Origin of the sequence: Pseudomonas sp. UBA7530 (assembly GCF_002479365.1) — a bacterium.
Taxonomy (GTDB): domain Bacteria; phylum Pseudomonadota; class Gammaproteobacteria; order Pseudomonadales; family Pseudomonadaceae; genus Aquipseudomonas.
The window spans coordinates 510,502-537,485 of sequence record NZ_DLMS01000011.1; the positions used below are offsets into that span (position 1 = coordinate 510,502).

26 protein-coding genes are annotated in these 26,984 nt (G+C 63.7%); 12 read left to right on the forward strand and 14 right to left on the reverse strand.

Going from position 1 to position 26,984, the window contains the following annotated elements:
* Positions 1-297: 297 nt before the first annotated feature.
* From B2U07_RS16305 to lptM, 6 genes are all read right to left on the reverse strand, one after another.
* Positions 298-999: an HAD family hydrolase gene (locus tag B2U07_RS16305; protein WP_275545685.1), complete on the reverse strand. Its 702-nt coding sequence runs from the start codon at positions 997-999 to the stop codon at positions 298-300.
* Entirely contained in the window at positions 996-1,898 is a 903-nt protein-coding gene (gene xerC, locus B2U07_RS16310; protein ID WP_275545684.1) for a tyrosine recombinase XerC, read from the reverse strand. The genes B2U07_RS16305 and xerC overlap by 4 nt, the downstream gene beginning before the upstream one ends.
* Before the next feature lie 72 nt (positions 1,899-1,970).
* Complete coding sequence (locus B2U07_RS16315) at positions 1,971-2,669, reverse strand: DUF484 family protein (RefSeq protein ID WP_275545683.1); 699 nt, start codon at positions 2,667-2,669, stop codon at positions 1,971-1,973.
* Positions 2,666-3,496: a diaminopimelate epimerase gene (dapF, locus tag B2U07_RS16320; RefSeq protein WP_275545682.1), complete on the reverse strand. Its 831-nt coding sequence runs from the start codon at positions 3,494-3,496 to the stop codon at positions 2,666-2,668. The genes B2U07_RS16315 and dapF overlap by 4 nt, the downstream gene beginning before the upstream one ends.
* A gap of 10 nt (positions 3,497-3,506) precedes the next feature.
* On the reverse strand, positions 3,507-4,754 hold the full coding sequence (lysA, locus tag B2U07_RS16325) for a diaminopimelate decarboxylase (RefSeq protein WP_275545681.1): 1,248 nt from the start codon (positions 4,752-4,754) through the stop codon (positions 3,507-3,509).
* A gap of 13 nt (positions 4,755-4,767) precedes the next feature.
* Positions 4,768-4,893, reverse strand: a complete 126-nt coding sequence (lptM, locus tag B2U07_RS16330) for an LPS translocon maturation chaperone LptM (protein ID WP_003242379.1) — start codon at positions 4,891-4,893, stop codon at positions 4,768-4,770.
* 180 nt (positions 4,894-5,073) lie between these two features.
* Between lptM and B2U07_RS16335 the strand changes: the two genes are divergently transcribed.
* From B2U07_RS16335 to rnk, 4 genes are all read left to right on the forward strand, one after another.
* A complete protein-coding gene (locus B2U07_RS16335) occupies positions 5,074-6,120 on the forward strand; it encodes an AraC family transcriptional regulator (RefSeq protein ID WP_275545680.1) in 1,047 nt (348 codons plus the stop codon).
* 60 nt (positions 6,121-6,180) lie between these two features.
* The gene (gene cyaY, locus B2U07_RS16340) at positions 6,181-6,513 is read left to right on the forward strand and encodes an iron donor protein CyaY (protein WP_003458550.1); all 333 of its coding nucleotides are present in this window, start codon (positions 6,181-6,183) and stop codon (positions 6,511-6,513) included.
* Positions 6,503-6,700, forward strand: coding sequence for a DUF1289 domain-containing protein (locus tag B2U07_RS16345; RefSeq protein WP_275545679.1), 198 nt, complete (start codon positions 6,503-6,505; stop codon positions 6,698-6,700). The genes cyaY and B2U07_RS16345 overlap by 11 nt, the downstream gene beginning before the upstream one ends.
* A gap of 118 nt (positions 6,701-6,818) precedes the next feature.
* The gene (gene rnk, locus B2U07_RS16350) at positions 6,819-7,226 is read left to right on the forward strand and encodes a nucleoside diphosphate kinase regulator (RefSeq protein ID WP_197859000.1); all 408 of its coding nucleotides are present in this window, start codon (positions 6,819-6,821) and stop codon (positions 7,224-7,226) included.
* A gap of 8 nt (positions 7,227-7,234) precedes the next feature.
* Here the strand turns inward: rnk and B2U07_RS16355 are convergent, their stop codons facing one another.
* The 8 genes from B2U07_RS16355 to B2U07_RS16390 all read right to left on the reverse strand — a co-directional run bounded on the left by B2U07_RS16355 (position 7,235) and on the right by B2U07_RS16390 (position 20,018).
* Complete coding sequence (locus B2U07_RS16355; protein ID WP_275545678.1) at positions 7,235-8,926, reverse strand: ABC transporter ATP-binding protein/permease; 1,692 nt, start codon at positions 8,924-8,926, stop codon at positions 7,235-7,237.
* A complete protein-coding gene (locus B2U07_RS16360; RefSeq protein ID WP_275545677.1) occupies positions 8,923-11,709 on the reverse strand; it encodes a M16 family metallopeptidase in 2,787 nt (928 codons plus the stop codon). Before B2U07_RS16360 ends, B2U07_RS16355 begins: the two co-directional genes overlap by 4 nt.
* 14 nt (positions 11,710-11,723) lie before the next feature.
* Positions 11,724-14,615: a TonB-dependent receptor gene (locus tag B2U07_RS16365; protein WP_275545676.1), complete on the reverse strand. Its 2,892-nt coding sequence runs from the start codon at positions 14,613-14,615 to the stop codon at positions 11,724-11,726.
* Positions 14,616-14,764: 149 nt separating this feature from the next.
* Positions 14,765-15,736, reverse strand: a complete 972-nt coding sequence (locus B2U07_RS16370) for a FecR family protein (protein ID WP_275545675.1) — start codon at positions 15,734-15,736, stop codon at positions 14,765-14,767.
* Between the two features lie 90 nt (positions 15,737-15,826).
* Positions 15,827-16,342, reverse strand: coding sequence for a sigma-70 family RNA polymerase sigma factor (locus B2U07_RS16375; RefSeq protein ID WP_275545674.1), 516 nt, complete (start codon positions 16,340-16,342; stop codon positions 15,827-15,829).
* 88 nt (positions 16,343-16,430) lie between these two features.
* Complete coding sequence (locus B2U07_RS16380) at positions 16,431-19,289, reverse strand: class I adenylate cyclase (protein ID WP_275545673.1); 2,859 nt, start codon at positions 19,287-19,289, stop codon at positions 16,431-16,433.
* A 118-nt stretch (positions 19,290-19,407) separates the two neighbouring features.
* Positions 19,408-19,662 carry a TIGR02647 family protein gene (locus B2U07_RS16385; RefSeq protein ID WP_275545672.1) on the reverse strand — a complete coding sequence of 85 codons (255 nt, stop codon included), beginning with the start codon at positions 19,660-19,662 and terminating at the stop codon, positions 19,408-19,410.
* A gap of 80 nt (positions 19,663-19,742) precedes the next feature.
* Positions 19,743-20,018: a hypothetical protein gene (locus tag B2U07_RS16390; protein ID WP_419096351.1), complete on the reverse strand. Its 276-nt coding sequence runs from the start codon at positions 20,016-20,018 to the stop codon at positions 19,743-19,745.
* A gap of 164 nt (positions 20,019-20,182) precedes the next feature.
* Here B2U07_RS16390 and B2U07_RS16395 point away from each other — a divergent pair, with 164 nt between their 5' ends.
* The 8 genes from B2U07_RS16395 to B2U07_RS16430 all read left to right on the forward strand — a co-directional run bounded on the left by B2U07_RS16395 (position 20,183) and on the right by B2U07_RS16430 (position 26,951).
* Complete coding sequence (locus B2U07_RS16395) at positions 20,183-20,980, forward strand: IclR family transcriptional regulator (protein WP_275545671.1); 798 nt, start codon at positions 20,183-20,185, stop codon at positions 20,978-20,980.
* Complete coding sequence (locus tag B2U07_RS16400) at positions 20,977-21,954, forward strand: 2-dehydro-3-deoxygalactonokinase (protein ID WP_275545670.1); 978 nt, start codon at positions 20,977-20,979, stop codon at positions 21,952-21,954. The genes B2U07_RS16395 and B2U07_RS16400 overlap by 4 nt, the downstream gene beginning before the upstream one ends.
* Positions 21,947-22,570 (forward strand): 2-dehydro-3-deoxy-6-phosphogalactonate aldolase, encoded by a 624-nt coding sequence (locus B2U07_RS16405; protein WP_275545669.1) that lies wholly within the window; start codon positions 21,947-21,949, stop codon positions 22,568-22,570. Before B2U07_RS16400 ends, B2U07_RS16405 begins: the two co-directional genes overlap by 8 nt.
* 85 nt (positions 22,571-22,655) lie before the next feature.
* Complete coding sequence (locus B2U07_RS16410) at positions 22,656-23,648, forward strand: Bug family tripartite tricarboxylate transporter substrate binding protein (RefSeq protein ID WP_275545668.1); 993 nt, start codon at positions 22,656-22,658, stop codon at positions 23,646-23,648.
* A 60-nt stretch (positions 23,649-23,708) separates the two neighbouring features.
* On the forward strand, positions 23,709-24,197 hold the full coding sequence (locus B2U07_RS16415; protein ID WP_275545667.1) for a tripartite tricarboxylate transporter TctB family protein: 489 nt from the start codon (positions 23,709-23,711) through the stop codon (positions 24,195-24,197).
* 35 nt (positions 24,198-24,232) lie between these two features.
* Positions 24,233-25,738, forward strand: a complete 1,506-nt coding sequence (locus tag B2U07_RS16420) for a tripartite tricarboxylate transporter permease (protein ID WP_275545666.1) — start codon at positions 24,233-24,235, stop codon at positions 25,736-25,738.
* Positions 25,735-26,514 (forward strand): SDR family NAD(P)-dependent oxidoreductase, encoded by a 780-nt coding sequence (locus tag B2U07_RS16425; RefSeq protein ID WP_275545665.1) that lies wholly within the window; start codon positions 25,735-25,737, stop codon positions 26,512-26,514. Before B2U07_RS16420 ends, B2U07_RS16425 begins: the two co-directional genes overlap by 4 nt.
* The gene (locus tag B2U07_RS16430) at positions 26,511-26,951 is read left to right on the forward strand and encodes a heme-binding protein (protein WP_275545664.1); all 441 of its coding nucleotides are present in this window, start codon (positions 26,511-26,513) and stop codon (positions 26,949-26,951) included. Before B2U07_RS16425 ends, B2U07_RS16430 begins: the two co-directional genes overlap by 4 nt.
* Positions 26,952-26,984 lie beyond the last annotated feature (33 nt).

Consider the following 26,984-nt stretch of genomic DNA (forward strand, 5'->3'; position numbering starts at 1 on the left):
GGCTCGCCGCAAGGAACCCGCCCCAGTGGCGGGTTTTTTGTGCCCGCCATCTCCGGCGGCGATTCGTACGTGCCGTCCGAGGTTCTTCCGGCAGCGACGAGGGGGCCGGCTGTTCAGTTAAGGTCGTGCGCTTCGCTTTGCTCCCCTCTCCCATTTATTGGGGGCACGCCTAGTGGAGAGGGGCTGGGGGAGAGGGTCGAACACCGCGCCAATCTGCCGGCTATCCGATCACTGAACAGCGAGTTGTGTCGTGAGTACCGACGCTGTACGCGGCTTGTACTCAGACCACTCTGCGAGTCAGCGTGTCCAGCTGCCCAGCAATGCCGGCAGCTCGGCCAGGCTGGCGATCTGCGCATCCGGCGTGGTTTCGCCCTTCCAGGGACGCCCTTGCGGGTTGAACCAGATCGCGCGCATGCCGGCCGCCTGCGCGCCGGCGATATCGTCGCTGGGGTGATCGCCAATATGCACGGCGCGCTCGGCGGCAATGCCACCGGCGCGGCTGAGCGCCTCGCGGAAGGGTTTCGGGTCAGGCTTGCCAACCCCAAGCTCTTCGGCGCACAGGGCGAAGCGAAAATACTCGGACAGACCGAGACGGCGTACATCGGCATTGCCATTGGTGATCACGCCGAGCATGAAGCGCTCAGCCAGTGCCTCCAGCGTCGGGTGCACCTCGGTGAACAGCGCCACCTGATGGCGGGCGCCGAGAAACACCTGGAATCCGGCCTCGGCCAGCGTTTGCGCCTCGCCGTGCGGGTAGCCGGCATCCTCCAGGGCGTGGAACAGAATGCGCCGGCGCAGCTCGCTGAGACGATGCTTGAGCATCGGTTCGGCTTCGAGCAGGCGGCTGCGCACGGCCCACAGGTGTTCCACCGGCACCGCGCCCAGGCGCGGCGCGTGCAGGGCCAGCCAGTTGCGCAGCGCCGCCTCGGCGTCCTGCATCACCGGCGTGACGTCCCACAGCGTGTCGTCGAGGTCGAAGGTGATCAGTTCAATGCTCATTCGGAACCGCCTTTGCGTTTGGCCCTGGGGTGGGCCTGGTCATAGACATGGGCCAGGTGCTGGAAATCCAGGTGGGTGTAGATCTGCGTGGTGGCGATGTCGGCGTGGCCGAGCAACTCCTGCACGGCGCGCAGGTCCTGCGAGGACTCCAGCATATGGCTGGCGAAGCTGTGGCGCAGCATGTGCGGATGCAGGTGCTGGCCAAGCTCGCGTACACCGGCCTGGCGCACGCGCAGCTGCACCGCACGCGGCCCGAGGCGGCGGCCCTGCTGGCTGATGAACACTGCCCCGTCGCCGGGGTTGGCCAGCTTGCGCAGGGGTAGCCACTGCTCCAGCGCCTGGCGCGCCAGGCTGCCGACCGGCAACTCGCGCACCTTGTTGCCTTTGCCGCGTACGCGCACCAGGCCGGCAGGCAGGTCAAGGCCATCGAGATCGAGCCCGACCAGCTCCGACAGGCGCAGCCCGGAGGAATAAAATAGCTCGAGCATGGCCTGATCGCGGCGGGCGATGAAGTCATCCTCGACCGCGCCGTCGAGCAGCTGCGCGCTGCGATCGGCGTCCAGCGTGCGCGGCAGGCGGCGTTCGCGTTTCGGCGGGCTGAGGCCGGTGGCCGGGTCGTGGCGGCACAGGCCTTCACGCAACAGATATTGATAGAGGCCGCGGGTGGCCGAGAGCAGGCGTGCCAGGCTGCGGCTGGACAGGCCCTGCTGATGCAGTCGGGCAACCAGGCGGCGCAGGTTGCGCGTATCCAGCTCGGCCCAGTCACTCAGGCCTTCGGCTTCGCAGAACGCCAGCACCTTGCCGAGATCACGGCGATAGCCGTCGAGGGTATGCACCGACACCTGGCGCTCGCGGCGCAGGTGTTCGAGGTAGGCATCGAGAGCAGCGGCAAGCTTCAAGCTTCAAGCTCCAAGTAAAAGCGTTCGGTCTGCCTGTTCTTGCGGCTTGTAGCTTGAAGCTTGTAGCTGCTTCTAACGTACCGACCGCAGCGGCGTGGCGAAGCTGGGCAGCACGCGCGCCAGGACTTCGGCGATATAGCCGAGGAACAGCGTACCGAGCGAGCTCTTGTAGTGCTGCGGATCGGCGCTGCCGATGGCGAGAACGCCGTGCAGGCCCTGATGGGTGAGGCTGACCACGGCCGCGGAACCGACTTGCGCCGCGTCGTCCTTGCCGAACAGGAACTCCAGCTCATGCGGGCGCAGCACGCCGCAGATGGTCTTGCCGCCGCTGAGCAGGCCGCCGACCTGTTGATGCGCTTCGGCCGAGCTGACCGAGCGACCGACCGGCAGCTTGTTGTCGCTGAACAGGATCAGGCCGACGAAGGGCACCTGGAACTCGTGGCGCAGGCTGTCTTCGACCACGCCGACCACTTCCTCGAGGCTGCCGGCATCGAGCAGGTCGAGCACCAGGCGGCGGGTCTTGTCGAATAGGCGGTCGTTGTCGCGAGCCACGTCCATCAACTGGCCGAGGCGGTGGCGCATCTCGATGTTGCGCTCGCGCAGCAGCTTGACCTGGCGCTCGACCAGCGACACGGCGTTGCCGGGCTGGTGCGGAATGCGCAGTTCGGGGATCAGTTCTTCATGGTCGATGAAGAACTCCGGGTGCAGGCGCAGATAGGCTGCGACCGTTTCCGAATCGAGCGGTTTGGGCGAATCCTGCTGGTCGGTCATAGGCGAACCTGTCCTTCGTATACGCGGGCAGCGGGCCCGGTCATCATAACCGGCTGACCTTCGCCTGCCCATTCGATGGACAGTTTGCCGCCCGGCAGCTCCAGTTGCACGGGCGAATCCATCCAGCCCTGGCGAATCGCCGCGACTGCTGCGGCGCAGGCGCCGGTGCCGCAGGCCTGGGTTTCCCCAGCGCCGCGCTCCCACACGCGCAGGCGCGCATGCTTGCGGTCGAGCACCTGAAGGAAGCCGACATTGACCCGCTGCGGGAAGCGCGGGTGATGTTCCAGCTTCGGCCCGAGCGTATGCACCGGGGCGTTGTCGACGCTGTCGACGCGCAGCACGGCGTGCGGGTTGCCCATCGACAGCGCGGCCAGTTCGACGCTCTGGCCGTCGACGTCGACGCGATAGCTCAGCGCGGCCTGTTCGGCCTGGAACGGCACCTGTTCCGGCTGCAGACGCGGGGCCCCCATGTCGACGCAGACCTGGCCGTCGTTCTGCACGCGCAGCTCGATGATGCCGCTCTTGGTCTCGACGCGAATGATCTTCTTGGTGGTCAGGCGCTTGTCCAGCACGAAGCGGGCGAAGCAGCGCGCACCGTTGCCGCATTGCTCCACTTCCGAACCGTCGGAATTGAAAATGCGGTAGCGGAAGTCGATATCCGGGTGGTTCGGTGGCTCGACGATCAAAAGCTGATCGAAACCGACGCCGGTGTGGCGATCGCCCCACTGCTTGGCGTGCTTGGGCTGCACGTGGGCATGCTGACTGATCAGGTCGAGGACCATGAAGTCATTACCCAGCCCGTGCATCTTGGTAAAGCGCAATAGCATGGCGTCGCCCTCAGGCCGGCAGCAGGCTTTCGCCGGCATAGAGCTCTTGGACGGTTTCGCGACGACGCACCTCGAAGGCCTGCTCGCCGTCCACCAGCACCTCGGCGGCGCGGCCGCGGGTGTTGTAGTTGGAGCTCATGACGAAACCGTAGGCACCGGCCGAGCGCACGGCCAGCAGGTCGCCTTCTTCCAGCACCAGCTGACGATCCTTGGCCAGGAAATCACCGGTTTCGCAGATCGGCCCGACCAGGTCGTAGTTGCGTGCTTCGCCTTCACGGGGCTGCACCGGCGACACCTCCATCCAGGCCTGGTACAGGGCCGGGCGGATCAGGTCGTTCATCGCCGCATCGATGATGGCGAAGTCCTTGTGTTCGGTGTGCTTGAGGTATTCCACCTGGGTCAGCAGCACGCCGCCATTGGCAACGATGAAGCGACCCGGCTCGAACACCAGCGACAGGTCGCGACCTGCCAGGCGCTTGCGCACGGCGGCGATGTAGTCGCCGGCCAACGGAGGTTGCTCGTCGCGGTATTGCACGCCGAGGCCGCCGCCCAGATCCAGATGCTTGATGACGATGCCGCGCGCGGCCAGCTTGTCGACCAGCAGCAACAGGCGATCGAGCGCATCGAGGAAGGGCTCGAGGGTGGTCAGCTGCGAGCCGATATGGCAGTCGACGCCGATCACTTCCAGGTTCGGCAGCTCGGCAGCGCGGGCGTAGACCGCCTCGGCCTGCTCGATGTCGATGCCGAACTTGTTTTCCTTGAGCCCGGTGGAAATGTACGGGTGAGTGCCGGCGTCCACGTCCGGGTTGACCCGCAGCGACACGGGCGCCTTGACGCCCAGTTCGGCGGCGACCTTCTGCAGGCGCTCCAGCTCGACGCTGGACTCGACGTTGAAGCAGTGCACGCCGACTTCCAGCGCGCGGCGCATGTCATCGCGGCTCTTGCCGACGCCGGAGAAGACGATACGGCTCGGCTCGCCACCGGCGGCCAGCACGCGCTCCAGCTCACCGCTGGAAACGATATCGAAGCCGGCACCGAGACGCGCCAGCACGTTGAGCACGCCGAGGTTGGAGTTGGCCTTGACCGCGAAGCAGACCAGGTGCGGCATGCCCGCCAGGGCGTCGGCATAGGCGCGGTACTGCCCTTCGATATGGGCGCGCGAATAGACGTAGGTGGGCGTGCCGAAGCGCTGGGCCAGCGCAGACAAGGCAACGCCTTCCGCGAACAGCTCGCCGTCGCGGTAGTTGAAGGCTTCCATGGGGCAGCTCCTGTCAGAGTTCGAAACGGTCTCGGCTGTTGCCAGCGTTTTCGTCGCCCGGCAGGTACAGCGGGCCTTTCTGACCGCAGCCGGCCAGCAGGCATACGGCGGCGAGGAGCGCGAGGGTCAGTCGCTTCATGGGACGGTCCTTGAAAATAAGCATGATTGCGCCGGAGTATACCGACCCCCCGCCACCTTGCCTATGCGCCCGGCGCCCGCCTGGCGGGGCGCCGGCTCGATTTGCGTCTGCATCTGGCGCGTGCGCCGAAGGCATTCGCGCCGGCTTGGGTTAGCATGCGCTGAGCAACGAGGAGCCAAGATGGACAATCCCGCGATTCTGGCCGGCTCGGTCTCGGTCGCCTACCTGCAAGGCCTGATCGAACACCTGCAGCGACAAGGGGTGGCCACCGAGGCGCTGCTCGCCCATATCCAGCTCAGCCCTGAAGCCTTGAGCCAGCGCGATCAACGCATTGCTGCCAGTGCCTATCTGACCTTGCTGGGTGAGGGTGTGCGCTTGACCGGCGATCAATATCTGGGCCTGCATCTGGGCGAGTCGGTGCGCCCGGGCTATTACGGCGTGCTCGGCTCCCTGATCATGAGCTGCGCCACCCTGGCCGACGCCCTGCATCGCCAGGCGCGCTACGCTTCGCTGGTCGGCAGTCTGGGGCGGGTCATACTCGATGACGAGCCCGTACGGCCCGGCTGCGAGCCGCTGGTCGCCCATCGCTGGGAGCCGTTGCTGGCGCAGCAGCAGCGTCAACTGAGTGAGGAAACCCTGGCCGGCTGGGTGAGCTTCGGGCGCTGGATCAGCGGCCTGGATATCTCCCCAACCGAGGTGCGCTTCCAGCATCCGGCGCCAGCCGATACCACGGAGCACGCGCGCATCTTCCGCTGCCCGGTGCTGTTCGATCAGCTCGACAATGCCCTGATCTTTCCCAGGCGTCTGCTGAGCGTGCCGCTGAACCAGGCGGATGCGCAGGTACGCGGGATGCTCGATGCCTACGCCGATCGCCTGCTCGCCGAACTCAACCAGGGCAGCAGCGTGCTCGACCGCGCGCGCCTGGAACTGGCGCGTCAGTTGCCGGAGCAGGGGCCGGATCTGGAGGCCATCGCCGCCGCCCTGGCCTTGAGCCCGCGGACCTTGCAACGGCGTCTGCGTGAGGGCGGGCTGTCGTTCAGCCAACTGGTCGACGAGACGCGCCAGCAACTGGTGCTGCATTACCTGCGCGACCCTGCGCTGGAACTGGCGGAGATCGCCTTTCTGGTGGGCTTCAGCGAGCCGGGCTCGCTGGCACGTGCATTTCGTCGCTGGACGGGAACGAGTCCGGGCGAGTACCGTCGCCACCTTTGTGCCCAGGCCGGTTAACCTGGCCTGGCATCTACCGCTAATTTCCATGCAGTCGCTGCATCTAGTGAGGACACCCCGATGAGCCTGAGCGAAGCCCGCTTTCACGACCTGGTCGATGCCACCCAGCAGGCGGTGGAGGACATCTTCGACGACAGCGGTCTGGACGTCGACCTGGAGAATAGCGCTGGTGTGCTGACGGTGCGTTTCGACAACGGCAGCCAGCTGATCTTCAGCCGCCAGGAGCCGATTCGTCAGCTGTGGCTAGCGGCCCGTTCCGGTGGCTTCCACTTCGATTACGACGAAGCCGAGGGTCGCTGGATCTGTGACACCAGCGACGAGCAACTGGGCGAGATGCTGGTGCGCATCACCCTCGAGCAGTGCGGCACCGAGCTGGAGTTCGATGAGCTCTGAGCCGAGCGAGGCGCCGCTGGCCTCGCCGTGCCGGCGCCAGTGCTGCCTGGACGAGCGCGACCAGTGTATGGGCTGCGGTCGCACCCTGCAGGAGATTCTTGACTGGGGCGCGGCCGATAATGCGCGGCGCCGCTCGATCTGCCAGGCCGCGCAGCAGCGTTTGCAACAACGCCAGCAAGGCCATTGACCCGCCAGTCTTGTTTATTTGTCCGGCTGTGTTAGGGTCGGTAAGACATTCAGTCGAACCCTGCCTTCGGGCGGGGTTTTGCTTTTTTATGGCTTACGCGAGGAGACCGCCCGGCATCATGAACAGCGCACCTACCATCACCATTACCCGCCTCGATCTGCAGCGTCTGGAGCGCCTGCTCGACAGCCTGGACGAGTTCGGGCCGGGCGCCGAGGCGCTGCAGGCCGAGCTGGATCGTGCCGAAGTGGTGGGGCACGACGAGGTGCCGGCAGGAGTGGTGACCATGAATTCGCGCGTGCACTGCCGCGAAGAGAGCAGCGGCAAGGATTACCACCTGACCCTGGTCTACCCGCAGGACGCCGGCGGCGATGGCAAGGTCAGCATCCTCGCGCCGGTCGGCAGCGCCCTGCTCGGCCTGTCTGTCGGCCAGCACATCGATTGGCCGGTTCCGGGCGGCAAGCAACTCAAGCTGACCCTGCTCGAAGTCGAATACCAGCCGGAAGCGGCCGGCGAATACGACCGCTAAACGGCCGTTCAGGCCGGCAGCGGCTCAGTTTTTGCCGGCCGGCATGCCGCCCCGCACTCCTGCAGATCGATGCTGCGCTCGAACAGGCGCTGCACCGCCGGTTGGTGGCTGACCGCGATCAGCGTGCAGTTCGGCAGGCGTTGGCGCAGCCGTTCGAGGAGTTGGCAGGCGGCCTTGTCATCGAGCTGGTTGGTGGCCTCGTCGAGGTAAAGCGTATCGGGCCGGTAGAGCAGGGCGCGGGCCAGCGCCAGGCGCTGCTGTTCGCCACCGGAGAGCTCCCGGCCCCATTCGGCTTCCCTGTCGAGCTTGTCGATCAGATGCTCGAGGCCCACATCCTTCAACACGCCGATCAGCTTGAGGCTGTTCGGGACCTGCGCTGCCGGATAGGCCAGCGCCTCGTCCAGACGGCCACTAGCCAGGTACGGCTTCTGCGGCAGCAACAGGCTGCGCCCTCCCGGTAACTGCCAGGTGCCACGGTGATGAGGCCAAAGGCCCATCAAAGTGCGAAGCAGCGTGGATTTGCCCAGCCCGCTGGCGCCGGCCAGGCGCAGCCATTCGCCGGGTTGCGCGTGCAGCGTCAGGCCGCACAGCAGCGCTTCGCCATTGGGGCGTAGGACGTCCAGGCCGCAGGTGTTGAGCGTGTCGCCACGGCTGAGTTCGACGGGTTCGAGCCGCTCCATGGCCTGCTGGAACTGGCCAAGGCGCTCCACCGTGGCGCTCCATTCCATCAGCGTGCGGTAGGAGAAGATGAACCAGCTCAGTGATTCGTATACCGCGCCGAAAGCCGTGCGGATCTGCATCAGCCCGCCAAGGGTGATGGTCTTGGCGAGAAAGGCCGGCAGCGCGATGAACACCGGAACGATCAATCTGACGCGTTCGTAGCCGACGGTGAATGTGCCGAGCTTCAGCTCCCGTTGCATCAGGCTCCGCCAGTTGTTGGCAATGGCGGAGAAACGCAGCCGCAGACCTTGCTGCTCGGCTTCCTCACCGCCATACAGGGCGATCTGTTCGGCATGGTCGCGCTTTCGCAGCAGATCGGTACGGAAGGCGGCTTCGCTGCGCTGTCGTTCATAGTTGAGACCATGCAGCGGACGGCCCAGCCAGTGCGTGACCAGGGTGCCAATCAGGGTGTAGATCACCACGGCCCAGACCAGGTAGCCATCGAGGGTCACGCTGTAATCGCCAAGCGTGAAGGTCTGCGTGCCGGAAAGCTGCCAGAGAACGCTGACGAACGCGCCGATCTGCATGGTGTTGATGAACAGCGAGACGACCAGGCCGACGGTCTTGTCCGACAGCAGATACGCGTCCTCGGCGATACGCTGATCGGGGTGGTCCGGTTCGCCGCTGAGGCCTAGGCGGTAGTAGCGGCGCTCACCAAGCCAGCGTTCGAGCAGGTAGTCGTTGAGGTGCTGGCGCCAGCGCAGGATGAGCGCCTTGGTGAGCCAGTTCTTCGAAACGATGACGGCGATCAGCGCCGCGATGGCCAGTGAGTAATCACCCATCAGGGTGAGCAAAGCGCCGCCATCGAAAGTCGCCAGGGTGTCGTAGAAACGCTTGCTCCAGGCGTTGATGTAGACATTGGCCTGGACGATGCCGATGCCCATGGCGAACACCAGGCCAAGCAGCGCCCAGCCCGGCCAGCCGGCGCGGCTGCCCCAGAATGGCCTGGCCAGCATGAAGAACATCCGCAGGGTTTTCACGAGTCGGCATCCTTGGGCAGCACCTGCATGCGCACTTCATTGGCCCGCGGGAACAGCTGGCGCGCCAGACGCTGCATGGGTTCGGGCTCTAGCGCGGCAGGCAATTGCCCTTGCTCGCTGAGGTAGCGCGGATCGCCCCAGGCGCGTTCGCTGAGAATCAGGCGGTGCAACTGGGTGGCGGGGTCTTTGCGGCGTTCGGCTTCCTTGCGCGCCAGGTCGTTGCGCAGGCCGGCAACGCGTTGCGCGGTTACCGCCTCCGGCAATGTGGCCAGGGTTTCCTGTGCCAGTTGCCAGAGTTCATCGGCTCGTTGTGGCGAGCTGCTGAAGTGCAGTTCGCTGTCGATGCGCTGATGATCGGCGCTCAATTCGGCCTCGAAGCGCAGGCGATAAATGCCGGTAGCGTCGCCGCGCAGGCGCTGCTTGAGCTGGGCATTGGCGATTTCACGCAGGGCTTTGATGCGCGCGGCATCGGCCGGGTTCCAGGCGTGGGGTTGGAAGCTGCTGGCATAGAGGGCCGCACGCGGCTCCATCGCGATAGCCAGCGTGGCCTGGCGCCGGCCCGGCTGGCGGGGAAGACTGGCATCGGGCAGCGGTTCGCCGCGCGGAATCGCGGCCAGGTACTGGCTGACCAGGGCGGTTAGTTCGGCTTCGCTCAGCTCGCCCATCAGGTAGTAGGTGACCGGGGCTGCAGCCTGACGCTGCCAGTCCGCTTCCACCTGCTCGCGTTTGAGCGTGGCCAGGGCCTGCGCGGTTGGCTGCTGCCAGTCGTTCTCACCTTGCTTGAGACGCCGCCAGGTGGCGTCCTGCTCGCTGCGCACATGGTCGCGCTGGCGCGACAGTTGGTCCCGCAGCGCCTCGATGCTTTCGCCATAGGCCTGGTCATCCAGGCTGCTGCGAACCTGACGTGCCTGATACAGCGCCAGCAGGCTGCGCACGTTTTTTACCTCAGCGCTGCCCTGAGCTTCCAGGCGGCTGGCGCCTTGCGCGAAGGACAGTTGCACACCCTCGCGTTTTTGCCAGGCGCTGAACTGTTCGTCGCTCCAGCCCTGCGGTGGGGTCTGCAACGCCAGCTGGTTGGCGATCTGCGCGCGCCAGGGCACGGCGCCTTCGTGCAGGAAGCCGGCAGTGGAGTCGACCCGCAGTTGTACCTTGCCGTCGGCCCCTGGGCGGCGCAACCACACCAGGCGGTCACCGTTGCTCAACTGCCAGTGCTCCACCTGCTCGGCGGCGAAGCTGCGCCGCTGCAGCACACGGCCGCCTGGCAGATCGCTGGTCAGCCGCGGAATTTCCACCTCGGCCTGAGCGACAGGCGGCAGCGGTGCAGCCAAATCCGCCCGCGCCATGGCCTGCCATTGCTGCAGCACAGTATCGGCGGTGGGCAGGTTCAGCTCCGTACCGCCAGGTGCACTGAGCTGCAACACCCGGTCCGGGCTGGCCAGCCAGCTGCGGATGCGCTGCTGCAGATCGTTCGCGCTGATGCTGTCCAGGCTGTCCAGGGCATTGCGGGCGATCACCGCGGGGTCCTGCAACACCCGCTCGGCAATGGTTGCATCGTTGAGTTGGCGTACCCAGCCATCGAAATCACGCGGGGCGGGATCATTCAGCATGCGTTCGGCGATCTGGCGAACGTCGTCTTTAGCCGTCTGCACATCTTGCTCATGCAGGGCGTGACGGTTGATCCGCTGCAGTTCACGCAGCAGGGTTTCCAGCGCTTGCGGGTGATGCTGGCCCTTGACCGAGGCGGCCACGGCCAGCACGCCGGTGCGCCGGCCGATCTGGGTCTTCACGGCGGTGAGGCTGCTGGCGGTATTCTCGTCCAGCGGCTGGCGGCGCAACTGGCGCGACAGCACGCTGAGGGCCAGGCGGTCGATCAGGCGTTCACGGCCGCCGGCCACGGTCTGCTCGCGGCTGTCGAGTTGCTGGAAGCGAAACAGCAGGGCCATCTGGTTGCTGCCGCTCTGACTGTCCTGCACGCGAAACACCTTGAGCTTGTCGTCCAGCGGCAGTTCCAGATACTCGCGGCTCGGCACCTGGCCGCGCTGAAACTTGGCGAAAGCCTGTTCGATCTGCGCGATCATCTGTTGCGGCTCGAAGTCGCCGACCACGTTAAGCACCATGTTGCCCGGCAGATACCAGCGTTGCTGGAAGGCCTGCAACGCGCTCAGCTGCGCCTGTTCGATGGCCTGGCGGTTGCCGATGGTGCGGTGCGCCGGGTAACGCGAACCGGTGCGTTGGGCCGCGGTGCGCTTGGCGTTCATACGCTGCGCCACGCCGAGGCCGCCGCGCCATTCCTCGATGACGATGGGGCGCTCGCGCTGCAGATCATCCGCTGTGAAGTCGGCGGCGAAAGCCATGGTCGCCAGGGTCTGCAGTGCCAGCTCCGTACTCTTGACGCCATTGGGCGGGCTGAGCAGGTACTGGGTTCGCTCGTAACTGGTCACCGCATTGAAGTGACGGCCTTGCTGCCACCCCGCCTTCAACAGGCGCTGGCGCGCGTCCAGCGTGTCGCCGCCATGGCTGTAGAACGCCAGGTGTTCGAGCATGTGGGCGACGCCGACCTGGTCGTCGGCCTCGTCCACCGAGCCGGCATGTACCGTCAGGCGCACATCCAGACGGCCCTTTTGTTCATCGAGGCGTATCAGGTTGTAGCGCAGGCCGTTGGGCAGCTCGCCGCGCGTGACGATGGGATGCCATTGCAGCGGCGCGTCGCCGTCGGGCAGGGAGGTGCAGGCACCGAGCAGCAGCGCTGCCAGTGCCGTGATCAGGATTTTCACGGGATGCATGGGCGCGCGCCTTATTAGAATTGGTAGCCGACTTCGAGCCAGTACTGGCGGCCGGTCTCGTAGCTGATGGTGCCGGCTCTGTCGCTGACGATGGTGTTGATCTTGTCGGTGACGTTGGTGATGTCGACCGCTACATAGGTCGACTGGGTGCCGCCAAGCGGCAGTGTCCACTTGATTCTGGTATCCCAGGTTGGCGCGGCGGGTACGCTGCCGACTTCGTAGTTCTCGTAGTCGGCGCCATCGATGGTGATGGTATCCGGGCTGGCGCGGAAAATCTGATCGTAGGGGCCGCGGTAGCGCAGGAAGTTGGTCCAGGTCAGGTTCAGCGCCGGGATGCTGGTCACCGTATTCAGGCGCACGGTCCACGGGCGGTTGAAGTTGTCGGCCGGCAGTTCGCTATAAGGCATGAGGCTGCCGTCGAAATAGACGTCGTCGTCCGCCAGGCGGCTTTCGTTGAGAGTGTTCTCGTAGCTGTTCTGCGCGCTGCGTGTGCGGTTCCAGTCCAGGCCCAACAGAAAGCTGGTCTGGGTGCCTGCGAACCTCAGGTTTTGCAGCGGGTTGACCGTCAGGGTGACGGTCTCGTTGCGGCTTTTTCCGGCATTGGTGTAGGTGTAGTAGTTGGCGATGCTGTCTGTGCCATCGCCCGCTTCCAGGCCAAGATAACTGGCACGGCTGCGCACTACCTGATCCTTGCCGTCGCGGTGCACGTACTTGAGTTCGAACTGCATGCCCAGCGCTTGCTGGGCGAAGCCGATCATCCATTCGTCGTCGTAGGGAATGTCGATCTTGCGGAAGCTGCTCTCATCGACGCCAAAGTTGGTCCAGGGGCCGAAGTCGCGGATGGTGTCGGTATTGGAGTTCAGGCGCGTGGCCCGCCAGCGCAGAGACTCACGGCCATCGGCGAGGCGGTATTTGAACAGGTTGCGCCCGTAGTAACGATTGGCGCCGACGGTCAGCACGCTGCGCTCGTCGCCGAAGAAGTCGTAGCTGGCCGCGAAGCGCGGCGCGATGGTCTTCCTGTCCATGTAGTTATCGGCGTCGAAGCGTACGCCAGGGCGCAGTTTGAGATTGCCGATCTGGATGTCGTCCTGCAGGTAGAGCGCATAGTCGATCTGTTCGGCTTCCACCTTTCCCGCTCTGACGTTGTTCAGCAGGCCAAAGTACTGGCGCTCGGGCTTGCCGGTGGCATCGACACTGACCGAGCAGTACTCCGTATCGAGCGTGCCACTGGCGGTGACGCAGCTGGTGCCAGCGGTCGCCGTGGTGCGCCTGAGCACCGAAGCGCCAAAGGCATCTTCCATCACTTCGTAAGATGCCTTCTGCCTGCGTACTTCCAGGCCAAACCCCAGCGTATGGGTCGCGGCCGCGAAGTTGAACGGATTGGCTACTATGTCCAGGTTGTACTCGAAGCCGGTTTGCCGCTGTTCGAGATCGCCCATGCCGCCTTCGACACTCGTGGAGCCAGCACCGCGCAGCGGGTTGCCCCAGTTCTTGTCCTGCGACCAGCGCCACTGCTTGTGAACGTTGCTGTCGGTGTCGCGCGAGCTTTGCACCATCTTGTAGGCGAGCTGATGGGTGTAGGTGAAGGTGTCGCCCGTCCAGACGGTTTTGAGGGCAGCGGTCTGGCCCCCCTGGTCGATTCGAAAACCGGAGTTTTTCTGGTTGTTCTTGAAAAAGGTGTTTTCAGCCGGCGCATCGACCAGGGTCAACGTCATGTCCAGACGGTCATGGGGCGTCCAGAATGCCTTGATCATCTTGTTGTCGATGTTGCGCTTCTGGTCCTTCTTGACCTGGTCGCCCGTGCTTTCAAAGCCTCCGTCGTAGGTATACAGCGGAATCTCGGAGTTCTTGCGCACGAAGCTGCCGAGCAGCCCGAAGTTATCGGTGACATGGCCTTCGAGCAGAACTCGGGTGGTGAGCTTCTTGAATTCCGGCTGGTTGGAGTAAGTGCTGGACTTGGCGAATTCCTCTTCGCTCATCTCGTCATGGTTGATGTGGTATTCGGTCCAGTCGGACTTGGTCATCTGCGCGGAAATCTTGCCATGGAAGTCGTGCGTCGGTCGGCGGGTGATCGCGTCGATGACGCCGCCGTTGAAGCGCCCGTACTTGGCCGAGACGTTGGAGTCGTAGACCCGCACCTCTTCAAGCAGGTCGGCGTCCAGAGCGATGCCGAAGGCGTTGCTGGGCAGGCCATAAGCGTTGTTTATGTCGTTACGCGAGCCACTGCTTGCCCCTGGGTCCAAGTCGTTGTTGATGCTGACGCCATCGACCATGAAGTTGTTCTGGTAGAACTTGGCCCCGTTGATGCTGATGTCCGCCGGGTTGATTTCGCCGGGTGTATTGGAGCTTTGCTGGGTGGTATCGAAGCGCACGCTGGGGTGCATCTTGAGCATGGTGGTCATGTCGCCATTGGCACCGGCGAAGTTCTCGATGGCGCGGCGGTCGATGACGGCTTCGCCCTGGTAGGCACTGTCTGATCTGCCCATCACCACCGAGTTGCTCAGTTCCAGCACATCGCTTTGTCTGTCGAGCTGATGGAAGCTCAGCAGCCCTTGCTCAAAGCTCCAGCCGATGTTGCTGCCGGTAAGCATTCGTTGCAGGGCCTGCTCAGCGCTCATCTGCCCTTTGACCTGGTTGCCATGCCGGCGTGCGAGCAGGTAAGGGTCGGCGCTGATCTGAATGCCACTTTGCTGGGCGAAGGCGATCAGCGCGTCGCCCAGGGGTTGGGCGGAAATGTCGAAGACATGCTGTTGCTGCAGCTGGACGCTCACGCTGTCATTGGCCAGCGCATGGCTGGTCGCCATAGGCAGGGCGCCACACTGGACCAGAATGCCCAGGCTGATGGCCCGAACCAGTTTCTGACGATGGATGGCGGGAGTTCCTTGCCGCTGCAACTGCTTGTCCATGTTTTCCCCGAACAGGCCAGAGGCCCAAATGAAAGCTAATGCGAATCTGTATCGATTCGAGTTCGAGGCAATGACGTTCCGGCGCGGGAAATTTTCAGAAATTTTTCAATTATTTTCGTATGAACGAAAAAGACGCCGCACGGAGCGGCTCAGGGCTGGCCTTCGACGATGCGCAACCAGCCGGTCCAGGTGCTGACCCGGCCCTGATAGGGTTGCACCACGGCGCGCAGGGCCGCGTCCGGATCGTTCAGGTCGTAGACGCCGGTAATGCGTTTCTCGCCGAGGGTTTCGTTGCGCAGAACCAGCTTGCCGGGTAGGTGAGGGCGCAGTTCGTCGAGCACGTCGGCAATCCGTGCATCGCGCGCTACCAGCTTGCCGTGCTGCCAGGCGGCGATCTGGCTGACCGGGAGCTTGTCGAGGCTCACTTCGTCATCGCTGCGCCAGCGTAACCGCTGTCCCGACTGCAGCGATTCCGCTATCAGGCTATCGTCCTGCGCGACGCGCACCGAGCCGTGCTGCACCGCCACGGCCAACTTACCGGGACGGATGGCGACGTTGAAGGCGGTGCCGGTGACGGTGATCTGCAACTGATCGGCATCGACGGTGAAGGGGCGGCTCTTGTCCGGCGCCACTTCGAAGAACGCCTGGCCGCTGAGCAGGCGGACTTCACGTCGATTGCCGTCGAACTCGACGGCAATTGCCGATTGGCTGTCCAGTTGTATGCGGCTGCCGTCGTCCAGCTCGATGCTGCGCTGCTCGCCGAGACCGGTGCGGTAGTCACTTTGGTAACTCAGGTAGGCGTCCGGCGCGATGAATACCACCAGGCAAGCAGCCAGCGAACCTGCGAGCAGGGCGGGCCAGCGGCGGCGACGCGAACGCAGCGGGCGCGCCGCCCGCGGGATTGCCGTTACTGGTGGCGCGACATCGGCAGGCACTTCGGTAGCTGCAGACTGAGCCATGCCGGTCAGCCGCCAGACCCGCTCGGCCTTGCGGTAGGCCTCGACATGGTTGGCATCGCTGGCCAGCCAGGCGGCCAGCTCGCTGCGCAACGCGGCATCCTCCGGGCGCTGCTGGATGCGCAGCAGCCAGTCCAGAGCGATGTGTCTGAGGTTGCCGGTCATGGTCGTTCCGGGGTGTCCTGAAAAGTGGGCAAGGGTCGCACAGTGGCGGCCATACGAGCAAAAGACGGATCAGCGCAGCGGATTTTCAGATCAGCCATTGGCCTGCTCCAGGCGGTCGGCGCAATGACACAGCGCCTGGTGCACCAACTGATGCGCCAGGCCGACTGAAATGTTCAGTGTCGCGGCGATGTGCTGCAAGGTGTGGCCTTCCAGGCGGTGCATTTCGAAGGCGCGCCGCACGCGTTCCGGCAGTTCGGCCAGGGCCGCATTGACGATGCGCAGCTCGTCGCTGCTGGCAGCCTGCTGCTCCGGCCCGGGCGTGTGGTCTGACAGTTCTTCGAGCAGGCGTTCGCCATCGGCCTGCTGGCGCTCGCTGGTCACCCGGCGGATCAGGTCGAAGGCGAGATTGCGAACGATGCGATAGAGATAACCGACCGGCTGGTTGATCGCTGCCTCTTGGTCGGCGCGGCCGTTGAAGCGCAGCCAGGCTTCCTGAACGACATCTTCGGCCTGGGCGCGGCAGCCGAGTATGGGGGCGGCGTAGTCTACCAATGCATTGCGATGGGCGAGGTAGAGGTCGAGTTTCGAGTTGGGTGATGAGGACACGATACGGGCTGCCGGCGGCTGCGGACATCGGGAGCGTCACAGCGAGCCGGCATCATATCTCTAATGAGAATCCTTATCAATAATGCATCTAAAGGGTTCGCAGCGCCTGGTTCAGAGCTTCTTCCAGGCTGGTCTTGAAGCGTAGGTAGTTCACCACCGAGGGGTGGCGGTCGCCTTGTACGGCGGACAGATCGAGGTCGGTGATGTAGCACGGGTAGCGCTCTTCGTCGCGGCGCTGGGCGAGGATATGGCGTGCCACGCTGGCGAACAGCGAGTCGCCGTATTCCAGTTCGGAAAACTCGCGATGGTTGCAGTACAGCGTGACATGGCGCTGGCGGCCGTCGCCCGGCTCGACGATGGCCTGCACATCGTAGAAGGGATGGCTGACCTGGGACTCGGGCGCCGGCCTTCGCTCGAGGCGCTGGGCGCGCAACGGCGCAGCCGGAAGCAACTGATAGTAAAGGATTTCCAGTGCCGGCGGGTTGTCGCTGCCATCGAGCGGCAGCATGGCGTTGCGCCGATACAGCAGCGACTGCAGAAAGCGCTGCAGCGGCGTGAGCAGGCTTTGCTCGTCACGAAACGGCAGGCGTCGGCGCCACAGGGCGTTGTGCTCGTCGAGCAGGGTCAGCTCGGCTTCGCCGCTGGTTTCGTGCAGGCGGTAGAACACCTGGATGCACTGTGGACGCCCCATGGGCAGGATCAGTGCCAAGTCGTCGCTATCGAGCGCATGGCGGTCCAGGCGCAGCGGGCTGTAGATGTCCTGTTCGGCGCCTAGGTGATCGAGCAGTGCGGGCAGATCGCCCAGCGCGGCATGGCTGACCTGGCCGGGCTTCAGTTGCAGCACGTGGTAATGCTGGCGCACCTGCACCAGGTAGCGCGATTGGCGACCTTCGGCGTAGCTTTCGAGCAGATCGCGCAGCAGCTCTTCGACCCGCTCGGCGATGGCCTGGGCACGATTGCGGCAATAGCAGCGCACGACCACCTTGGGTTGCGGGCCGCCCAGCGGCAGGCTGTTGAGCAGGTCGCGCAGGCAGTCGAGCAGCGCGTCCTGGCCGTCGTAGCGGCTGACCTGCAACTCGTTCCAGCTGTTGAGCACGATCTGGTCGAGGGTCAGCACCAGGTTCTCGCGGACTCCGGAATATCCCAGCGCATCGGTGCGCCCGGTGGTCATGTGCACGTTCATCTGGCTGTGCTGTTTGAGCGGGTCGACGCCGACATTGACCAGCAACAGCACTTCGCCGGGCACGCTGGCGCGCAGGAGGGCCGCCTCTTCCACGCTGGGCAGGGGCAACGGGAAGCTCTGCTGCAGGCTGCCGATCAGGTTGGACAGCTCGTACTCGGTGAGGTCGCTGGTGCCCGGGTGCAGCGACAGGCGCGTGCTGCTATCGATCACGCCGTTGCGATGGCACCAGGCAAGCAGCTCGATCAGTTCGCGCGAGCGCTTCAGCGGCGCGAAATCGGCCCACTCCTGAGCGCCCAGGCTGCCATTGAACAGCGCCCAGAGGTTTTCGTTCGGCGCCTCGGGGCTGGGATACTGGACCAGGGTCAGGGTGTCTTCGGCCAGGTCCGGGGCGATGCCGGGGTTGATGAACTCAACCTTGCCGGCCTTGCGCTCGAATGCGGCGTACAGACGTCTGCCCAGTACATTCAGGTCGCGATTGTTCAGCGAGCTGCCGGCCTGGGCGCTGCGGGCGAACTGCGAGAGGAAGCGGTAGCTGTAGGTCAGCTCGTTGACCAGCACACGCCGTTCGGCGGCGACCTGGCGCACCTTCCACTGGCTGCGGCTGTCGAGCACGCTGAGCTGGCGAGTCTGCCAGCCCCACTCGTCGGTCAGGCGTTCCAGTAACAGGCGCTGCCAGCTCTTGGTGCGACCGCGGGTCGGCGGGCGGCTGATCTTCTTGTTCACCTTGAGGTACAGGCAGCGGCGGATCAGCTCGAGCCTTTCCCGGTCGTCCCGTGCGCTGAGATATTCCTCCAGGCGGCGGTAGACGACGATATAGGGGTCGAGTTCGTCGAGGTCCAGGCGGCCTTCGAACACCGCCTGCTTGAAGCGCAGCGCCAGGCATTCGACCTTCGGGTGTTCGCTGGCGTAGACCTCGGTGAGCAGCAGCTTGAGCGCGGACTTGTAGGGCGACTCGATGCCCTTGTACAGCTGCCACATGCCCGCGCCGATGAATTCTTCCGGCGGGATGTGCGCCAGATGGCCAAGGTCGAGTACGTCTTCGGCGCGCACGAAACGCTTGCTCAGCAGAGTGCGGCAGTAGTCGTGATAGCGCGCCTCCTCGTAAACCGGCACCAGCCACCAGATCGGCGTGCGTCCGCCGAGCCAGATCGCGGTGCGGTAGAACTCGTCGAGCAGCAAGTAGTGTTGGGTGGTGCCGCAGTCGTCCGAGGTCAGCTGCGCCTCACGTGCGCCCTGGGTGAAGCGTTGCGGGTCGACCAGAAAGACATGCACTTCGGCGCCCTGGGTGGCGGCCCAGCTTTCCAGCTGGTCGCATTTTTTGCGCAGGTCCTGCAGCTCCTGCGCGGTGAGATTGGGCGAGTGGCACAGCCACAGGTCCATGTCACTCTGCTCGGCTTGGGCCACGGTGCCCAGGCTGCCCATCAGGAACAGTCCATGCAACGGCGCAGCACCCTGGCCGCGACGCGGCTTGTAGACGAAGGAGCGGGTCAGGCGCTGCACTTCGGCCAGGCTCTCGTCGTCCGGCTCGAAACCGCTGAGGCCGGCCGGTGTGCTGGCCGAAACATAGCCGGGCAGCAGCGGATGGTTGACGTGCAACAGCAGCGGCAACAGCTTGAGAACCAGCTGCTGACGCGTGGACAGCGCTTCCATGGCCCGTTGCAGACGGCCTTGGTTGATCTGCAGAAAGCGCGCACGCAACTGTGCCAGCACCTTGCGGTCGATGCCGTCATCGATATCGGGGCGTATTTCCTGCGTGCGCGTCATGCTCGAACTCTACTGCGGGTGCGGCAAGCCTATCAGCGGCGTGCTCGCCAGTGCAGTGCCTTGACGCTATATCGCCCGCCGCGCCTTCCCCTTGAGGGCGGCCGGCGGGCAACCGAAATTAAGCGGAGGTGGTCTTGCGGGCCGAAAGAATGGTCAGCAGCGCCTGTGCATGTTCGGCAGCGTCGATGCCCAGGCTGGTCAGGTAGCCGCCATCGGCCTGGCTCACCAGGCCTTTTTCGTAGAGGCGAGTAATGGCGCCCTGTGCCTTGAATGAGGCGTTGTTGTGCACCTTGAGCCCTTCCTGATGGTTGTCCAGGTTGTACAGGGCGAGGATTTCCAGCTCGTCGATCAGGTCAGCGTCGAATGACTTCATGGTGACTCCGTCTTGTCGTTATGGCGCTCTTGCAGTGTAGAACCCTGTGGCGCGCTCTGCCTATCGGCGAGTTGCCTGGTTCAGCTTTCTTCCGGCAGCTCCGGTAGAGCGCGCAGGGCCTGTTCATACCAGGCGCCATCGAAGGGGCGATCCTCGCACAGCATGGCGTCGACTTCATGAGCCAGCACCAGCGCCATCAGCTCGAGAATCTCCTCGCGCTGGTAACCGACCAGCGTCAGCGTGTTGTACACCGCCTTGGCGGCAGCCGGTTCGCCACTTTCCAGCTGGTTCTCGATCGCCTGGATCAGGGTGGCTTCGGCGAAGTCTTCGTCTTCTTGCTCGTCGACAGTGCTCAAGGTGCAAATCCATGTCTTTGGAAAGAGTGTTCAGTTTGACAGCGTGGTTGCGTACTGGCCATGCGGAATACCTTGTGAATTATTGACTCCTATAATGTGGGAGTTGGTTTCGCATGTTGAGAATTATAAAAAAGCCGATTAGAGTCCATCGTCAGGAGAGACCTATGTCCCATAAAAACAACAACCAAGCACCCACTGGTGCCCAGGCGCTTTTCAGAGGGCTGGCTGTGATCGACGCCGTTGCCCAGGGGGCCAGCAGCCTCGCCGACATCGGTGCAATCATTGGCTGTACGCGCAGCACCACTCATCGCCTGATCACCGCTCTGGTGCAGGCAGGTCATTTGCGCGCCATTGGCGGTAGCGCTGGTGGCTATCAGCTTGGCCCAAAACTCATCGAACTCGGCTACAAGGCCCGCGCGCAGATGCCGCTGGCGAATGTGGCGCGCCCTCATCTGGAGGCCTTGGCACGGTTAACCCAGGACACCGTGCACCTGGGCGTGCGTGAGGACGGCGATGTGCTCTACATCGAGAAGCTACCGAGCAGTCGCGGTCTAGAAATGCGCTCGCGAATCGGCCTGCGCATGCCCCTGGCGCTGACGGGAATTGGTAAGTCGCTGATGCTCGACCTGACGGAAACGCAGTGGTTGGAGCTATACGAACAGGGCCTGCGACGTCGAGCCGGGCAGTCTGGCTTGCGTGAGGTTTTTACGCCTTGGGATGAGTTTCGCGAGCTGATGAACGGCTATGCCAAGGGCGGTTTCAGCCTCGACTTAGAAGAAAACGAGCTGGGCGTGCGCTGTGTCGCCGCGCCAGTTCGCGATGCCAGCGGGCAAATTGTCGCTGCGCTGAGTGTTGCCGGTGCCATCCCTTATATGCCGGAAGCACGTCTGCACGAATTGCGCCCGGACGTAACGGCTTGTGCCGTCGCCATTTCCCGAGAATTGGGTTGGAGTGCCTCATGACTGAACGCCACTCGCCGACGCTGATCGCCCTCGACTGGGGTACCTCATCGCTACGCGCTTATCTGCTCGGCGAAGACGGCCGGGTGCTGGCTTCGCAGAGTCGGCCGTGGGGCGTACAGCACACACCAGATGGCGATTTTGCCCGCGCTTATGAAGAGTTGATAGGTGACTGGCATCGCCAATGGCCTGAGCTGCCTGCGCTGGCGTGCGGCATGATTGGCAGCCGCCAGGGCTGGCGCGAGGTGCCCTACGCCGTATGCCCGGCTACGGCGAGCGACCTGGTGGATGGGTTGCTGGCTTTGCATACTGCCTGCGGCACGCTGCATCTGGTGCCCGGGGTGCTCGATGCAGGCGCGCTACCCGACGTGATTCGAGGTGAAGAAACCCAGGTCTTCGGTGCTTTGCAACTGGCCCCTGAACTAGGTGACGACGCCTTGCTGGTTTTGCCGGGTACCCACAGCAAATGGGTCACGGTGCGCGACGGCGCGATCAGCCACTTCGCGACCTATATGACAGGCGAGTTGTTCGCGGTCTTGCGTGACCATTCGATTCTTGGTCGCCCGGCCCGTGAGCAGGGAAGCGAGCGCAGCGACGCGGCTTTCATTGGCGGGCTCGATGCCGCTCGGCAGAGCGGCGCCGAAGGTATTTCCGGTCGTCTGTTCAGCACCCGCAGTCTTTTGCTCACCGACCGCCTGAGCGCGGGAGAGAGTTTGGATTATCTCTCTGGACTGCTGATTGGCGAGGAGCTGCGAAGCGTGCTCGCCAGTCTTGAGGGTGGCGCCTGTCCGCCGCTGGTGCTGATTGGCGATGCCCACCTGTGTGAGCGCTATCGATTGGCCCTGGCTCGCTTTGGCGTGGACTCCGTACGCATCCTGGAAAACGCCGGGGTCGTGGGGCTCTGGAACCTGGCCTGTGCCGCCTCTCTTGTCATCGCACCGCCTGTCGACGCTTCGAGGAGTGCCCAGCATGGATGATTCCTACCTGCAGCAATTGCCGCTGATCGCCATTCTGCGCGGTGTCACCCTTAAGGAGATCGTCCCCATAGGCTTGGCGCTCTATGAGGCAGGCTTTCGCTTGATCGAGATTCCACTGAATTCGCCGCAGCCATTGCAGAGCATCGGCTTGCTGGCGGCTGAACTGGGTGATCGCGCACTGATCGGAGCAGGCACCGTGCTCAGCACAGGGCAGGTGGAAGAGGTGGCGCAGGCTGGTGGGCGCTTGATCGTGTCGCCCAACTGCAACCCTGAAGTGATTCGCGCCACACGCCGCGCCGGGCTGTTCAGCTCGCCTGGGGTGGCCACACCGAGTGAAGGCTTCGCCGCGCTGGAGGCCGGTGCCCAGGTGCTCAAGCTGTTTCCCGCCGAGCAATTCAACCCGTCGATCATCAAAGCCTGGCGCGCGGTGTTCTCTCGTGACATCGCCCTGCTGCCGGTCGGCGGTATTACGCCAGCGGGTATGGCCGCGTACGTCCAAGCGGGTGCCAGCGGTTTCGGTCTTGGTTCGGCGTTGTACAAGCCGGGAATGAGCGTGGCCGAGGTCGGCGAGAACGCGGCAGCCTTCGTGTCGGCCTGGAGGGCAACGCAAAACTGATATTCGCTGCACCCAATCACCATGACAGCTGTACTCGACAATAATAAAAGGAGAGCTCGTTATGCTCATTAATCATGCACCCCGCATGTCACAGTCTTTCACCCTCGGCAAATTGCTGAGCCGCGCCGGTTGCAAACTGGCCGCACTCACCCTTGCACTGGGCTTGGCCATACCAGCGATGGCCGCCGAATGGCCAAGTCGTCCGGTGAGCATTATTGTGCCGGCTGGTGCTGGAGGCGGTTCCGATGGAACCGCGCGGATCCTGTCCAAGTACCTCAAACAGGAGCTGGGCCAGCAGTTCAATGTCATCAACCTGGGCCAGGGTGGTGGTGTGGTTGGCATTCAGAAGATCATCAGCTCCAAGGCCGACGGCTACACCTTGGGGATCCTGTTCAACTATGCCCACTACAAGGAGATGGGCCAGGCCGACTTCAAGGCTAGCGACTTCACGCCCATCGGCCAGTACAACTTCGACCTGGCCGGCTTCCAGGTCAAAACCGATTCGCCCTTCACCAACCTGCGCCAAGCGCTCGATGCGCTGAAGGCGGACCCCGCCAAATACACCATCGCCTGCGCCGGCGGTTGCGGAGGTTCCTGGCCGATGGCCGTGGCCGGGCTGCTGGATGCCTGGCAGGTCGACATGCAAAAAGTGCGCATGATTCCCGGCCAGGGCGCCGCTGCGGCGATGCAGGATCTGGCTGCTGGCGGTGTCGACTTTGTACCGTGCTCGTTACCCGAGGCCGACGCGCTGCTGCGCTCGGAAAAAGTACGCAGTCTCGCTGTATTCGGCTCCGAGCGTCAGGCCGCCTACCCGAATGTGCCGACCCTGAAAGAGGAAACTGGCCTGGATCTGGAACTGGGTTCGTTCCGTGCACTGGTGGCGCCTGCCGGCCTACCAGACGACATCAAGATCAGGCTCGAGACGACCCTGGAAAAAATCTACAACGACCCCGAATGGCGTAAGGAAATGGAAGATCGTGGCTTCCGTCCGCAGTGGCGCAACGCTGAGGCCTTCGGAGAGTACCTGGAACAGCACACCCGCGACGTTCAGTCTCTGATCGGCAAGCTCAATCCTTAACCGACACAGTGGCCGCCTATGCCTGTTAGGGGCCATTGCCGATCGACAGGAGCGCACAGTATGAAATTCAGCGATATCACTCTTGGGGTGAGCTTCACCCTGCTCGGGTTGGTTGTGTTGGTACACGGTCAGCAGATGAAAACTTCGCCGTTCTTCCAGTACGGCGCCGGCTTCTTTCCTTCGATCATCGGCAGCCTGTTGGCGGTCTGTGGGGTGATCCTGCTGATCAAGGGCATCCGCCTGACGCTGGTTCAGCAAGGCGGTTTCTGGCTGGTACAGGCCGGCCCCTGGATGTGTGATCGCGAGCGAGTGATCAATGTCGTGCTGGTGCCGCTGCTGGTGGTGGCGTTCATCGCGGCTATCGAAAGCGTCGGTTTTCCGCTGTGTAGCGTGTCGTTGGTGGGGTTGCTCTGTCAGCGCTTCAGCGGTCGTCCGTTGCTGTCCTGGGTGACCGCGGTGCTGGTTACGGTGTTTCTCTACCTGTTTTTCCAGCAGCTGATGAGCGTGCAATTGCCCATGGGCGTTCTCGCCAACTACCAGGGGCGCTGAGCGTGGACGCGATAATCAATGCTTTCGGTATGGTCATGACCTTCGAGGTCCTGGTGGTGATGATGATTGCCGCCTTGTACGGCCTTTTTGTCGGCGCCATTCCTGGGCTCACTGCCAGCATGGCGGTAGCGCTGATGGTGCCGGTGACCTTCTTCATGGACCCAGTGCCAGCGATTGCCGCCATCGTCACCATGGCCGCCATGGCGATCTTCTCCGGCGACCTTCCCGCCGTGTACATGCGCATGCCCGGTACGCCGGCATCCGCGGCCTACACCGAGCCCTGCCATGGCCTGTCGCAGCGAGGCCTGGGTGAGTATGCGCTAAGCATGAGTGCGGTCAGCTCGGCCATCGGCGGCAGCGTCGGCGTACTGGCGCTAGTCCTGTTCGCGCCATCCCTGGCCGAGTTCGCCCTCAACTTCAGTTCGTTCGAATATTTCTGGCTGGCCTGCATGGGCCTGACCGCCGCCATTGCGGTGTCTGACAGCTCGCCAGTCAAAGGTGCAGTGTCGCTGCTGCTCGGATTGCTGGTGGCAAGCGTGGGACTGGACCCTGTTTCCGGTGAGGCGCGGTTTACCTTCGGCAATGCTGACCTGCTCGGCGGTTTGGGTTTCATCCCGGTGATCATCGGTATGTTCGCCGTGGCGGAGATCCTGCGCTTCTGCACCCGTAACAGCCGCGCGGGCAACTCCCGGCAGGCCGCCCTGGTGCCTCAAAAGCCGATGCTGCTGCAGGCGCTGCGCGACATCTTCAAGTACAAGCTGGGTGTCGCCCGGGGGTCGTTCGTCGGTGTGCTGGTGGGCATTCTGCCTGGGGCCGGCGCCGACGTGGCGGCGTACATTTCCTATGCAATGTCCAAGCGCGCAGCGGCCCGGCGCACCACCTCGGATGAGATCAACATGGCCAAGATTGTTCCGGCTACCGCAGCTAACAACGCGGCAGTTGGTGGCAGTTTCATCCCGGCCACGGTGTTCGGGATTCCCGGAGATTCGCTGACCGCCATCGTCATCGGCGTGCTGTTCATGAAGGGCCTGAGTCCGGGCCCAACTATCTTTACCGAGAACGCCGACATGATCAGCGCGGTGTTCCTGGCGTTCCTGCTCGCCAACCTCATGCTGATTCCTTTCGGTTTTCTCGCCATCAAGCTGTTCAAGCGCGTGCTGCAGGTGCCGCAGAGCATCCTCATGCCGGTGATCCTGGCGTTCTCTATCGTCGGTGCCTTCGCCGTGGAAAACACCCTGTTCGCCATCGTCATCATTCTCGCCTTCGGCATCATCGGCTTCGTCATGGAAGAAAACGGTTTTCCACTGGCGCCAATGATCCTCGGCATCGTCCTCGGGCCGATGCTCGAGGAAACCTTCATCACCTCGATGATGCGCGCCCAAGGCGACCTGATGGTGTTCTTCGAACGCCCGGTGTCGCTGGCGCTCGCCATCATTACCCTGTCTCTGTGGCTGCTGCCGCTGCTGTTGCGCTTACTCAAACACCGCGCAGGCATTGCCCCGGAATCCCCTGCTCACCGTAAAGAGGAATGCACCCAATGACCTTCAACGACCTGCGCGGCAAGCGCGTTCTGATCACCGGCTCCACACAGGGTATCGGCTTAGCTACTGCGCGCGCCTTCGCCAAGCTTGGCGCCAACGTCGGCATCACCGCACGCAACTCGCCGGCCAACCTCGATTCGCTGCTCAGTGAGTTGTCAGCCGATGGCGGCCAGGCGGCGTTCTTCGCTGGCGATCTCGGTAAGACTGAAGCCTGCGTTGCCACGGTTGCGGCATTCGTCGAGCGTTTCGGCGGTATCGATGTATTGATCAACAACGCTGGGGCACTGCTGGAGCGCCGTGGCCTGGAGAGCATCGATGACGCCTTCTTCGATGCCATGACCGACGTCAACCTGCGTTCGGCGCTGATGTTCACCCGTGAGGCCATTCCCCATCTGCGCGCCTCGGCCAAAGCCAGCGGACAGAGCGCCGCAGTGATCACCACCGGCTCGATCGCCGCGCATGGCGGCGGTGGCCCCGGCGCTAGCCTCTATGCTGCGGCCAAAGCCTGGTTGCACAACATTCAGCGCAACTGGGTACGTGAATTTACCCCGGTCAATATCCGGTTCAACATCGTTTCGCCTGGCACCGTGGACACTGCCTTCCACGCCGATAAGGATGAGGCTGCGCGCGCAGCGGTCAGCACCACCATCCCGATGGGCCGCTTTGGCACCCCGGAGGAAATGGCGCCGTCTTATCTGTTCCTCGCTTCACACGCCTGCAGCGGCTACATCACCGGGCAGGTGCTCGATGTCAACGGTGGGCAGGCAATGCCATGAGTGCATCAGACCGATTCGCTCCCGGTGTACTGAGCTATGGCGCTCCTGTCGATTTGCAGCAGGCGCGACATATTGCTGCAGCGGCTGAGCGTGAAGCGTTGGCCAACGGCTGGCCGATGGTGATTGCAGTGGCTGACAGCGGTGGAAACCTGGTGCTGTTGCACAAACTCGATGAAGCGGCCCTGGGCAGCGTCGATATAGCGATCAAGAAGGCGTCCACTGCGGCGCTGTTCAAGCGCTCGACTAAGGGCTTCGAGGAAACTCTGGCAACTGGCGGCGCGGCACTACGCTTGCTGTCGATGCACAATGCCATTCTGCTTGAGGGTGGTGTGCCGCTGGTTCGGGATGGCGAGGTCATCGGCGCTATAGGCGTGTCAGGCATGCACCCGACCCAGGACGGGCAGGTGGCGCTGGCCGGCGCTGCAGCGCTGGGCTAATCACAGAGCCCGCGTGTACTACGCGGGCGTGTT

Bases quoted from the DNA above. Each gene is read 5' to 3' on its own strand.
- B2U07_RS16305 (WP_275545685.1), bottom strand. From the start codon at position 999: ATGAGCATTGAACTGATCACCTTCGACCTCGACGACACGCTGTGGGAC.
- B2U07_RS16315 (WP_275545683.1), bottom strand. From the start codon at position 2,669: ATGACCGACCAGCAGGATTCGCCCAAACCGCTCGATTCGGAAACGGTC.
- dapF (WP_275545682.1), bottom strand. From the start codon at position 3,496: ATGCTATTGCGCTTTACCAAGATGCACGGGCTGGGTAATGACTTCATG.
- lysA (WP_275545681.1), bottom strand. From the start codon at position 4,754: ATGGAAGCCTTCAACTACCGCGACGGCGAGCTGTTCGCGGAAGGCGTT.
- lptM (WP_003242379.1), bottom strand. From the start codon at position 4,893: ATGAAGCGACTGACCCTCGCGCTCCTCGCCGCCGTATGCCTGCTGGCC.
- B2U07_RS16335 (WP_275545680.1), top strand. From the start codon at position 5,074: ATGGACAATCCCGCGATTCTGGCCGGCTCGGTCTCGGTCGCCTACCTG.
- cyaY (WP_003458550.1), top strand. From the start codon at position 6,181: ATGAGCCTGAGCGAAGCCCGCTTTCACGACCTGGTCGATGCCACCCAG.
- B2U07_RS16345 (WP_275545679.1), top strand. From the start codon at position 6,503: ATGAGCTCTGAGCCGAGCGAGGCGCCGCTGGCCTCGCCGTGCCGGCGC.
- rnk (WP_197859000.1), top strand. From the start codon at position 6,819: ATGAACAGCGCACCTACCATCACCATTACCCGCCTCGATCTGCAGCGT.
- B2U07_RS16360 (WP_275545677.1), bottom strand. From the start codon at position 11,709: ATGCATCCCGTGAAAATCCTGATCACGGCACTGGCAGCGCTGCTGCTC.
- B2U07_RS16365 (WP_275545676.1), bottom strand. From the start codon at position 14,615: ATGGACAAGCAGTTGCAGCGGCAAGGAACTCCCGCCATCCATCGTCAG.
- B2U07_RS16370 (WP_275545675.1), bottom strand. From the start codon at position 15,736: ATGACCGGCAACCTCAGACACATCGCTCTGGACTGGCTGCTGCGCATC.
- B2U07_RS16380 (WP_275545673.1), bottom strand. From the start codon at position 19,289: ATGACGCGCACGCAGGAAATACGCCCCGATATCGATGACGGCATCGAC.
- B2U07_RS16385 (WP_275545672.1), bottom strand. From the start codon at position 19,662: ATGAAGTCATTCGACGCTGACCTGATCGACGAGCTGGAAATCCTCGCC.
- B2U07_RS16395 (WP_275545671.1), top strand. From the start codon at position 20,183: ATGTCCCATAAAAACAACAACCAAGCACCCACTGGTGCCCAGGCGCTT.
- B2U07_RS16400 (WP_275545670.1), top strand. From the start codon at position 20,977: ATGACTGAACGCCACTCGCCGACGCTGATCGCCCTCGACTGGGGTACC.
- B2U07_RS16405 (WP_275545669.1), top strand. From the start codon at position 21,947: ATGGATGATTCCTACCTGCAGCAATTGCCGCTGATCGCCATTCTGCGC.
- B2U07_RS16410 (WP_275545668.1), top strand. From the start codon at position 22,656: ATGTCACAGTCTTTCACCCTCGGCAAATTGCTGAGCCGCGCCGGTTGC.
- B2U07_RS16415 (WP_275545667.1), top strand. From the start codon at position 23,709: ATGAAATTCAGCGATATCACTCTTGGGGTGAGCTTCACCCTGCTCGGG.
- B2U07_RS16420 (WP_275545666.1), top strand. From the start codon at position 24,233: ATGACCTTCGAGGTCCTGGTGGTGATGATGATTGCCGCCTTGTACGGC.
- B2U07_RS16425 (WP_275545665.1), top strand. From the start codon at position 25,735: ATGACCTTCAACGACCTGCGCGGCAAGCGCGTTCTGATCACCGGCTCC.
- B2U07_RS16430 (WP_275545664.1), top strand. From the start codon at position 26,511: ATGAGTGCATCAGACCGATTCGCTCCCGGTGTACTGAGCTATGGCGCT.